The organism is Helicobacter pylori (assembly GCA_008032955.1).
Classification (GTDB): domain Bacteria; phylum Campylobacterota; class Campylobacteria; order Campylobacterales; family Helicobacteraceae; genus Helicobacter; species Helicobacter pylori_DC.
This window is the reverse complement of the sequence record CP032046.1, coordinates 254,144-264,516: the sequence shown is the minus strand read 5'-3', so window position 1 is coordinate 264,516 and position 10,373 is coordinate 254,144. Positions and strand designations below refer to the sequence as shown.

Below are 10,373 nucleotides of genomic sequence, written 5' to 3'. Positions count from 1 at the left end.
CCCTTTTATTTTTGATTGTTAATGGGGTTATTAGGGTTGTTTTTTTGGGCTTCTTGGAACGCTTTCATTTCGGCTAAAATATTGACCATCGCCATTAAAGCCATGTTATAACCAAGCGGTCCAAATCCCATGATCACGCCTCCACAAGCCGCTCCGGTGTAAGAATTTTTCCTGAATTCCTCTCTAGCTTGAATGTTAGTGAGATGCACTTCAATAACGGGTTTGCCCGCTAGCATGATCGCATCTGCAATCGCAATAGAAGTGTGCGAAAACGCTCCAGGGTTAATGATAATCCCTTCATAATCGCTGCCCACGCTCTCTTGGATTTTGTCAATGATTTCGCCCTCAAAATTGGTTTGAAAAAACTCTAATTCCACATCTAAATTGCCTTGTTTCACGAAAGTTTGCATGATCTCATGGATTTGGTCTAAGGTTACCATGCCATAAAGTCTTGGGTCTCTGTGTCCTAACATGTTTAAATTAGGCCCTTGAATCACTAAAATTTTCATTAATTTATTTCTCCTTGTTGAATATGGAATGAAACCGCATTATAGCATAAGTTTTTATCTTACCCCTTAAATCCCCCTAAGAACGAATCACAAGAAACTACCGCTTGACTAACATCAAACCCCTTGATGCTAAAAAACGCTTTTATCCTTTTTTAAAAAAACAGCCATCATGATCATTCCCACAAAAAAACTTCCCGTAATGAAGAAATCAAAGGGGTCAAACCCGATGCCAAAAATGAGATAAAAAGTGAGTGTCGTTAATATAAAGAGTGATATTAAAGAGTTTTGCTTTATCCCGCTCCAAAAAATCTTTACAACCGCTAGTAAAAAAAAGAGCCAGATTAAAAAGCCTATGATCCCCCTAGTGGCTAAAACATGAATGATTTGATTGTCGTATCTTTCATAACAGAGAATCAAATCTTTGGCTCTATAAGACTGCGACAGAGACAAAATCTCTTCTAACCTCTGGCATTTCTCGCTAGCGGCCATACCAAAAAAGGGCCTTAAACGCAAAACCGTTAGGGCTTCTTTCCAGCGCTCCAAACGCCACCCAATACTGCTATCAGCGTCCTTTTTAGCGTAGCGTTTCAAATCCTCTTCAAAGCTTTGGTTTTGAACCCTAGATTGCTCTATTGCCCCCCTTTTTTCTAAAGCGTTACTCCCCACATACAAAGCGCTCAAAACAAGACTCACAGCGATCATATAACCCAATGGTCTGAGCGATTTTTTGGCGTATAAAATAAAGCAAGACAGGATTAAAAAAGTAGCTATAAAAGCGATTGTCGCGCTCCTTGTAGCGCTTAAAATAACGACTAAAAACCCCACGAAAACAGAAAGGGTGAAAAAAAGTTTTTCTTTTTGATTGTGCGAATAAAGTGCATAAATATAACAGCCTAAGATTGACACGCTCACTAAAACCACATACTCCTTAACCGTGCTAAACCCTTGCGCTCTGGGCATGTTAAAATAAATTTTTTGCACTAATGAAAGCAAGCCGTTGATGAAATTTGCAATAGCCATGCTATAAAAAAGGATTTTTTGATTCAATTTGATTCTTAAACGGCTAGAAAAAAGCAAGCACAACGCCCCGCAAGCATAAGTTAAGGACATGTTTAGAGCGAATAAGTTGTAGCGGAAGGTTTGGCTATCATACATGTTAAACATGTTAGGGAAGACGCTTAAAAACACGCCCAAAAAAGCCAGAGTGAGCCATTTAAAAGGCATGGTTTTTAAATGATTAATTGCGAAGGTTTCTTTCAAAGACGCTTGGAAATAACATCTAAGAAACAAAAAAACCATTAAAACAATCAATAAGACTTGCGTTAAAGGTTTTTTAAACGAAGTGAGAAAGAAAAGAGCAAAAATTAGAGTGAAAACAGAGTCCGCACTAAAAAAGTCCTTCAAACGCTCTTTCAACACAAACTCGCCATACCCTAAAACCGATAAAATTATCTGTCTTTAATGCCTAACTTTTCAATCAAAACCACATAACGTGCATGATTGGTGCGTTTGATGTATTTCAACAAGTTGCGTCTTTGAGCGACTAATTTTAAAAGCCCTAAACGACTGGAATGATCTTTGGGGTTAGCCTTTAAATGCTCGGTTAAAAGCCTGATCCTTTCATTCAACAACGCCACTTGCACTTCACAAGAACCCGTATCGTTTTCCTTAGTGGCAAACGCCTTAATGATTTCTTGTTTTTTCTCCAGATTCAAAGCCATAACGACCTCCTAATTGGTAATTTTTAATAAAGATCGCATTATAGCGTAAAACAAGCTTTTTTGTGTCATACTTTTAAACTTTATATTATAATAAGAGACAAACACACCTACCAAAATTAAGGCATTGATTTTAGATTATGGCAAACGAACGCTCCAAATTAGCTTTTAAAAAGACTTTCCCTGTTTTTAAACGCTTCTTGCAATCCAAAGACTTAGCCCTTGTGGTCTTTGTGATCGCTATTTTGGCGATCATTATCGTGCCGTTACCGCCTTTTGTGTTGGATTTTTTACTCACGATTTCTATCGCGCTATCGGTGTTGATTATTTTAATCGGGCTTTATATTGACAAGCCGACTGATTTTAGCGCTTTCCCCACTCTATTACTCATTGTAACCTTATACCGCTTGGCTTTAAATGTCGCCACCACTAGAATGATTTTAACCCAAGGCTATAAAGGGCCTAGCGCGGTGAGCGATATTATCACAGCGTTTGGGGAATTTAGCGTGAGCGGGAATTATGTGATTGGGGCGATTATCTTTAGTATTTTAGTGCTAGTGAATTTATTAGTGGTTACTAATGGCTCTACTAGGGTTACTGAAGTGAGGGCGCGATTTGCCCTAGACGCTATGCCAGGAAAGCAAATGGCGATTGATGCGGATTTAAACTCAGGGCTTATTGATGATAAGGAAGCCAAAAAACGGCGCGCCGCTCTAAGCCAAGAAGCGGATTTTTATGGCGCGATGGATGGCGCGTCTAAATTCGTCAAAGGCGATGCGATTGCTTCTATCATTATCACGCTTATTAATATCATTGGAGGGTTTTTAGTGGGCGTGTTTCAAAGGGATATGAGCTTGAGCTTTAGCGCTAGCACTTTCACTATCTTAACCATTGGCGATGGGCTTGTGGGGCAAATCCCTGCTTTAATCATTGCGACAGCGACCGGTATTGTCGCCACTCGCACCACGCAAAACGAAGAAGAGGACTTCGCTTCCAAACTCATCACACAGCTCACCAATAAAAGCAAAACTTTAGTGATTGTGGGGGCGATTTTATTGCTTTTTGCCACCATTCCTGGACTCCCTACCTTTTCTTTAGCGTTTGTAGGGACACTCTTTTTATTCATCGCATGGCTGATTAGCAGGGAGGGAAAGGACGGATTACTCACTAAATTAGAAAATTATTTGAGTCAAAAATTCGGCTTGGATTTGAGCGAAAAACCCCACAGCTCCAAAATCAAACCCCACACCCCAACCACAAGGGCTAAAACCCAAGAAGAGCTTAAAAGAGAAGAAGAGCAAGCGATTGATGAAGTGTTAAAAATTGAATTTTTAGAATTGGCTTTAGGCTATCAGCTCATCAGCTTAGCGGACATGAAACAAGGGGGCGATTTGTTAGAAAGGATTAGGGGTATTAGAAAAAAGATAGCGAGCGATTATGGCTTTTTGATGCCGCAAATTAGGATCAGAGATAATTTGCAGCTCCCCCCAACGCATTATGAAATCAAGCTTAAGGGCATTGTGATTGGTGAGGGCATGGTGATGCCAGATAAGTTTTTAGCCATGAATACCGGTTTTGTGAATAAAGAAATTGAAGGCATTCCTACTAAAGAGCCGGCTTTTGGAATGGACGCTTTATGGATTGAAACTAAAAATAAAGAAGAAGCCATTATTCAAGGCTATACCATTATTGATCCAAGCACCGTTATTGCGACACACACCAGCGAATTAGTGAAAAAATACGCTGAAGATTTTATCACCAAAGATGAAGTGAAATCCCTTTTAGAGCGCTTGGCCAAAGACTATCCTACGATTGTAGAAGAGAGTAAAAAGATCCCCACCGGTGCGATCCGATCGGTCTTGCAAGCCTTGTTGCATGAAAAAATCCCCATTAAAGACATGCTCACTATTTTAGAAACGATTACCGATATTGCCCCATTGGTTCAAAACGATGTGAATATCTTAACCGAACAAGTGAGGGCGAGGCTTTCTAGGGTGATCACTAACGCTTTTAAATCTGAAGACGGGCGTTTGAAATTTTTAACCTTTTCTACCGATAGCGAACAATTTTTGCTCAATAAATTGCGAGAAAATGGCACTTCTAAGAGTCTGCTACTCAATGTGGGCGAATTGCAAAAACTCATTGAAGTGGTTTCTGAAGAGGCTATGAAAGTCTTGCAAAAAGGGATCGCTCCGGTGATTTTGATCGTAGAGCCTAATTTAAGAAAAGCCCTTTCCAATCAAATGGAGCAGGCCAGGATTGATGTGATTGTGCTAAGCCATGCCGAATTAGATCCTAACTCTAATTTTGAAGCCTTAGGCACGATCCATATTAACTTTTAATGGATAAATAATGGATAAAAAAGGAGAATGATGCAAGTTTATCACCTTTCACACATTGATTTAGACGGCTATGCATGCCAGCTTGTTTCAAAACAATTTTTTAAAAATATCCAATGCTATAACGCTAATTACGGGCGTGAAGTTTCAGCGAGGATTTATGAGATTTTAAACGCAATCGCTCAATCTAAAGAGAGTAAATCCCTTATTTTGATTAGCGATTTGAATTTGAATTTAAACGAAGCGCAGTATTTGCAAGATAAAATCCAAGAACACCGCTTGCAAAATAAAAACATTCAAATCCAGCTTTTAGATCACCATATCAGCGGTAAGGAAGTGGCTGAGAGTTTCCATTGGTATTTTTTAGACACGAACCGCTGCGCGACTAAAATCGTGTATGAGTTTTTGAAAAAGCATTACGCGATTTTAGAGCCAAAAAACACAGCATGGCTAGAGCCTTTAGTGGAAATGGTCAATTCTGTGGATATTTGGGACACGCAAGGTTATGGCTTTGAATTAGGCAAGGTGTGTATGCGCATGATCACTCAAAGCTCTGAATTGAATCGTTTCATGTTTGATGATGAGAACCGCGATTATAAATTAAAGCTTTTAGAAGAAGTTAAAAACTATTTGTTTTTAGAAAATGCCCCCGTAGCCTATGATAATGATTTGTTCAAACTTAAAAAAATCGCTCTGGGGGGCGACCCTGATACAGAAACGATGGACAATATCTCTTCAAACGCGCAAACGCGTTTGCTCTCTTTAAAAAAGCATGATTGCAGCGTTTATTACCAGGATAAGAAAGGGTTTTTAAGTTATTCTATGGGGGGTATTAGCGTGTTGGCTAACCTTTTTTTAACGCAAAATCCGGATTTTGATTTTTATATGGATGTGAACGCTAAAGGGAATGTGAGCTTAAGGGCGAATGGGAATTGCGATGTGTGCGAACTCAGTCAAATGTGTTTTAATGGGGGCGGGCATAGGAATGCAAGCGGAGGCAAGATTGATGGCTTTAGGGAGAGTTTCAATTATAGGGACATTAAAGAACAAATTGAAGAAATCTTCAACAACGCTTAAAAATAAGCTGTTTAGAAAAAGCTAACAAAAACTAAAAAGAGTTTAAAAGCTCTTTTTGATAAGGTTTAAAAATTTTCATCCCATCGTTTTATAGCAAAAACTCTTTTCTTTAAGGATAGAAGATATTTTAAAATAATTCTCCCCCTATCAAACCTCCAACTAAGTCCCCTAACCCCAAAAAACCGCTTTTTTAAAAAACTATCGCTTGATTAAAATCAAGCTCTTTTAATAATTTGATTGTAAAGAATGCTTTTAGCATGTTTTAAGTTTTATGGTCAATATTTGACAGAGCCACACCCTCATTTTAATCTATTTTTAGCCAAAAACCACGGAATTTATTCTTCACACGCCGGTTTTGGGTAGCAAAAACGATAGCCTCTGCGCCTTACGGTTTCAACCGTGGAAATCCCCAAGGGTTTATCCATTTTTTGGCGGATTTGATTGATAGCCACTTCAATGACATTAGGGGTAACCATTTCAGGCTCTTCCCAAATAGCGTCTAAAAGCTGTTCTTTGGAGACGATTTGATCCCTATGTCTGGCAAGATGGGTAAGCACTTCAAAAGGCTTCCCTTTAACTTCAACTTCACGCCCCTTGTAAATAATCTTTTCTTCATCAGGGCTAATGGTCAAATCCCCAATTTCAATCACATTAGAGCCCCAAAATCTCAAACGAGCCTCAATCCTTGCGACTAAAGCCTTAATGCTGCGATAAGGTTTAGCGATGTAATCGTCCGCGCCTTGTTCAAACGCATGGACTTCTTCCTCGCTTGTAGGGTTATCCGAAGAAACTAAAACAACAATAGAAGAATGCTTTTCCTTGATTCTAGAAACAAAACTTAAAGCATTTTTATCGCTAACTATAACCAAGTCATAATTCCTAATATCCATAAGATATTCCCCATCCTCTAAACTCTCTGTTACATCAGCCATAAAGCCTTTAGCATTTAAGCCCTTTTCAATTTCTCCGCCTAAAACAGAATTTTTTTCAATCAGTAGAACGCGCATGGTTTGTTGGCTCCTGAATTTAAGAGTAATTCAAGCACTGATTATATCATAATTTTAAATTAGTTTAAGAAAATATTAATAAAAGTTATCGCTTGATCAAAATCAAGCCCTTGATTATTGGTTGTAAAAAATGCCTTTGAGCGTTTTTATGGATAATTTTTAAATTCATTTGCTAAAAATCACCATTTTATTGTATAATTACAATCCAACCATTCCTTATGGTTTGGTTGGCACCGCTAAGGTTAAAGGGTCACCTCCCCCTCCTTTCCCTTTGTCTTGGCGGTTGTTTTTTAATTCTCATTTTTAACCGCTTGATTACGATTTTAAGATTTTGTTTAACTAAGCTTGATTTTTAGGTAAAAGCCTAAGGTATGCGATCTCGCTAGGGGCTAAAAACCTTAAAGGAACACCCCAATACCCTGCCCCACTGCTCACATAAATTTGAGTGGTGTCGCTGTGCTTGTATAAACCATATAAATAGGTTTGCGCCAGCTTGACTAAAAGGCTAAAAGGAAAGATTTGCCCCGCATGGGTATGCCCTGAAAGCACTAAATCTATAGAGTGGCTTTCTTTGAGGCTTCTAATTTGTTTGGGCTGGTGGGCTAAAAGGATCGTGGGCTTACTCTCATTGCGCTTTTTTAAAGCTTTGTCAATATCAGGGGCAAAATTTTGATGCTTTCGTGCGAAATAATCATACACGCCGCACAAATTGATCCCCCCTAGATTCACGCACTCATTCCCTAAAATCGTTAAATTAAGCGTGTCAAGAAACGATAAAATCGGCTCTATGCCATGATAATACTCATGATTTCCTGGCACATAAAAAGTGCCATGCGTGCTTTTAAGGTTGTTTAAAGGCAGTAAAAAAGATTTGATTTTTTCAATGTTTTCATCCACTAAATCCCCCCCAATCAGCACCATATCCACTTCTTTTTGATTGACTTCTTCTACAATGTAATCAACAAAATCTTTTTGCAACAAATTCCCCACATGCATGTCTGTGAGTAAAATAATCTTTAATTCCTTGTCTAGCTTATCCAAATAAATAGGGGTTTCTTTGATTTTAGGGCGGGCCAACCCCTCATAAAACCCGCGCCAAAAATACCCTAATAACGCCAGATAAAACCCCAATTTTAAAAAATTTTTTAAACCTTTACGCCTTGAAGGTAAGAAATCTATTTTTTCTATGGAGTAAGAAAACCCGTAAAAACTCAAAGAAAAAACAAACACAATAAAGGATACAAACGAACACGCCGAAGTCAAAACAAACAAATGGCTAGGCATGGTATTCCTATAAAAAACAAAAGCCGCCTCGCCCGCGCTCAAAAGGATGAAAAACCCCAAATAAGCGTATCGAGAGATTTTCTTTAGGGTTAAAAACGATTTTAACATCCTAAAAGAACTATAATTCAAAAGACATAAAACCAATAAAAACGCTATGGAAATCAGCATACCACCCTTTTTGTAGCCATAATGTTCTACTATATTAGCATGTTAACGCTAATACACCCTTTAGGTTTCATCGTGCTATTGTTTCCTTTTTTATCAGTCTCAATCCCCACAGAAAGAGAAAAGTATCCCTCCCTTTAAAAGAGTGTGAGTTTGGATACAATAATAAAAAATACGCTTAAAACCATGAAAAAGGAGATGCGATGCAATTAGACGATGATTTAGAATTCGCTAAAAAAATCTTTAACCCTAACAGAGCGTTTGCCAAGCAAGCCAGGATTAAAAACATGTGCGAATATAAAGATTTAGTGCATGAAGCCAATGAAGATTATGAACATTTTTGGGGCGAGTTAGCCAAGCAAAAACTCACATGGTTTAAACCTTTTGATAAGGTTTTAAACAGCGATAACGCCCCTTTTTTCAAATGGTTTGAAAACGGCAAAATCAATGTTTCTTACAATTGCATAGACAGGCATTTAAAAGACAAAAAAAATAAAGTGGCGATCATTTTTGAAGGGGAAATGGGGGATTATAATGTCATCACTTACAGAAAACTCCACTCTGAAGTCAATAAAACAGCCAACCTTTTAAAAAACGAATTCAATGTCAAAAAAGGCGACAGAGTCATTATCTATATGCCCATGATTGTAGAAAGCGTTTATATGATGCTCGCATGCACTAGGATTGGAGCGATCCATAGCATCGTTTTTGCTGGGTTTAGCCCTGAAGCCTTAAGGGATAGGATCAACGACACTCAAGCCAAATTAGTTATCACAGCGGATGGGACTTTTAGAAAAGGCAAACCTTACATGCTCAAGCCAGCCCTTGACAAGGCTCTAGAAAATAACGCCTGCCCTAGCGTGGAAAAAGCGCTCATTGTGATACGAAACGCCAAAGAGATTGACTATGTGAGAGGGCGCGATTTTGTCTATAATGAAATGGTCAATTACCAATCCGATAAATGCGAACCTGAAATGATGGACTCTGAAGATCCTTTATTCTTGCTCTATACAAGCGGATCAACCGGAAAGCCTAAAGGCGTTCAACACAGCAGTGCGGGGTATTTGTTATGGGCGCAAATGACGATGGAGTGGGTTTTTGATATTAGAGATAACGATAATTTTTGGTGCACCGCCGATATTGGCTGGATCACAGGGCACACTTATGTGGTTTATGGACCTTTAGCTTGTGGGGCGACGACTTTGATACTAGAAGGCACGATGTCTTATCCGGATTATGGGAGATGGTGGAGGATGATAGAAGAATACCGTGTGGATAAATTCTACACTTCCCCTACCGCTATAAGAATGTTGCATGCCAAAGGTGAAAACGAACCCTCAAAGTATAATTTAGAGTCGCTCAAAGTTTTAGGAACGGTGGGAGAGCCCATTAACCCTACAGCATGGAAATGGTTTTATGAAAAAATCGGCAACTCAAAATGCAGCATCGTGGATACTTGGTGGCAGACAGAAACAGGCGGGCACATCATCAGCCCTTTACCGGGAGCTACGCCTATAAAAGCCAGTTGTGCGACTTTGCCTTTGCCTGGAATCCATGCGGAAGTTTTAAACGAAGACGGCACTAAAACAAAGCCTGGAGAGCAAGGGTTTTTATGCATCACTAAGCCATGGCCTTCTATGATAAGAAACATTTGGGGCGATGGAAAACGATACATTGATAGCTATTTTTCTCAAATCAAGTTGAATGGGGAATATGTTTACCTCTCTGGAGATGGCGCTATCGTGGATGAAAACGGATACATCACTATTATTGGGCGCACAGATGATATTGTGAATGTGAGTGGGCATAGGATTGGCACGGCTGAAGTGGAGAGCGCTATTTCTAAACATGAAATGGTGGTTGAATGCGCGGTAGTGGGTATCCCTGATGCGATTAAAGGAGAGGGCTTGTTTGCGTTTGTGGTGCTGTGCGATGGGGCTAAATGCAATCTTGGCGAGAGTTTAGAATTGTTAAAAGAAATGAATCATATCTTATCCGTTGAGATTGGAAAGATCGCGAAATTAGACAATGTCATGTATGTGCCGGGTTTGCCTAAAACCAGAAGCGGGAAAATCATGAGAAGGCTTTTGAAATCCATCGCCAAAAAAGAGCCTATCACTCAAGATTTAAGCACGCTAGAAGATGTGAATGTAGTTAAAGAAATAATGAGTATCGCTCAAATGGAGGAGTGAAATCTAAAAAATGCTTTTTAGCGTTTTTTAGCCAAATAACAAGAGCTAATTTCAATCAAGCATCTCTTATAGAGTGCAGAAA

8 protein-coding genes and 1 pseudogene are annotated in these 10,373 nt (G+C 39.1%); 4 read left to right on the top strand and 5 right to left on the bottom strand.

The genetic code is table 11. The features are described from left to right. Positions 1-5: 5 nt before the first annotated feature. The 3 genes from aroQ to rpsO all read right to left on the bottom strand — a co-directional run bounded on the left by aroQ (position 6) and on the right by rpsO (position 2,230). Positions 6-509 carry a type II 3-dehydroquinate dehydratase gene (aroQ, locus tag D2C72_01310; protein ID QEF43097.1) on the bottom strand — a complete coding sequence of 168 codons (504 nt, stop codon included), beginning with the start codon at positions 507-509 and terminating at the stop codon, positions 6-8. 129 nt (positions 510-638) lie between these two features. Beyond that, positions 639-1,928 carry an O-antigen ligase family protein gene (locus D2C72_01305; GenBank protein QEF43096.1) on the bottom strand — a complete coding sequence of 430 codons (1,290 nt, stop codon included), beginning with the start codon at positions 1,926-1,928 and terminating at the stop codon, positions 639-641. A gap of 29 nt (positions 1,929-1,957) precedes the next feature. Continuing rightward, entirely contained in the window at positions 1,958-2,230 is a 273-nt protein-coding gene (gene rpsO, locus D2C72_01300; GenBank protein QEF43095.1) for a 30S ribosomal protein S15, read from the bottom strand. Positions 2,231-2,367: 137 nt separating this feature from the next. Between rpsO and flhA the strand changes: the two genes are divergently transcribed. Both flhA and D2C72_01290 read left to right on the top strand, forming a co-directional pair. Continuing rightward, positions 2,368-4,569 (top strand): flagellar biosynthesis protein FlhA, encoded by a 2,202-nt coding sequence (flhA, locus tag D2C72_01295; protein ID QEF43094.1) that lies wholly within the window; start codon positions 2,368-2,370, stop codon positions 4,567-4,569. A 27-nt stretch (positions 4,570-4,596) separates the two neighbouring features. Next, entirely contained in the window at positions 4,597-5,643 is a 1,047-nt protein-coding gene (locus tag D2C72_01290; protein ID QEF43093.1) for a 3',5'-cyclic-nucleotide phosphodiesterase, read from the top strand. 335 nt (positions 5,644-5,978) lie between these two features. Here D2C72_01290 and D2C72_01285 read toward each other — a convergent pair whose 3' ends face one another. Beyond that, positions 5,979-6,650: a DNA-binding response regulator gene (locus tag D2C72_01285; GenBank protein ID QEF43092.1), complete on the bottom strand. Its 672-nt coding sequence runs from the start codon at positions 6,648-6,650 to the stop codon at positions 5,979-5,981. A gap of 169 nt (positions 6,651-6,819) precedes the next feature. Between D2C72_01285 and D2C72_01280 the strand changes: the two are divergent. Beyond that, a pseudogene (locus D2C72_01280) lies at positions 6,820-7,006 on the top strand (hypothetical protein). Here D2C72_01280 and D2C72_01275 read toward each other — a convergent pair. Continuing rightward, positions 6,990-8,102: a metallophosphoesterase gene (locus tag D2C72_01275; GenBank protein ID QEF43091.1), complete on the bottom strand. Its 1,113-nt coding sequence runs from the start codon at positions 8,100-8,102 to the stop codon at positions 6,990-6,992. The pseudogene D2C72_01280 and the gene D2C72_01275 sit on opposite strands and share 17 nt — an antisense overlap. Before the next feature lie 200 nt (positions 8,103-8,302). Here D2C72_01275 and acs point away from each other — a divergent pair, with 200 nt between their 5' ends. Then, the gene (gene acs, locus D2C72_01270) at positions 8,303-10,291 is read left to right on the top strand and encodes an acetate--CoA ligase (GenBank protein QEF43090.1); all 1,989 of its coding nucleotides are present in this window, start codon (positions 8,303-8,305) and stop codon (positions 10,289-10,291) included. Positions 10,292-10,373 lie beyond the last annotated feature (82 nt).

What these genes read in the sequence shown, in the direction of transcription:
- aroQ (QEF43097.1), bottom strand. Translation starts at nt 509, where the DNA reads ATGAAAATTTTAGTGATTCAAGGGCCTAATTTAAACATGTTAGGACAC.
- rpsO (QEF43095.1), bottom strand. Translation starts at nt 2,230, where the DNA reads ATGGCTTTGAATCTGGAGAAAAAACAAGAAATCATTAAGGCGTTTGCC.
- flhA (QEF43094.1), top strand. Translation starts at nt 2,368, where the DNA reads ATGGCAAACGAACGCTCCAAATTAGCTTTTAAAAAGACTTTCCCTGTT.
- D2C72_01290 (QEF43093.1), top strand. Translation starts at nt 4,597, where the DNA reads ATGATGCAAGTTTATCACCTTTCACACATTGATTTAGACGGCTATGCA.
- D2C72_01285 (QEF43092.1), bottom strand. Translation starts at nt 6,650, where the DNA reads ATGCGCGTTCTACTGATTGAAAAAAATTCTGTTTTAGGCGGAGAAATT.
- D2C72_01275 (QEF43091.1), bottom strand. Translation starts at nt 8,102, where the DNA reads ATGCTGATTTCCATAGCGTTTTTATTGGTTTTATGTCTTTTGAATTAT.
- acs (QEF43090.1), top strand. Translation starts at nt 8,303, where the DNA reads ATGCAATTAGACGATGATTTAGAATTCGCTAAAAAAATCTTTAACCCT.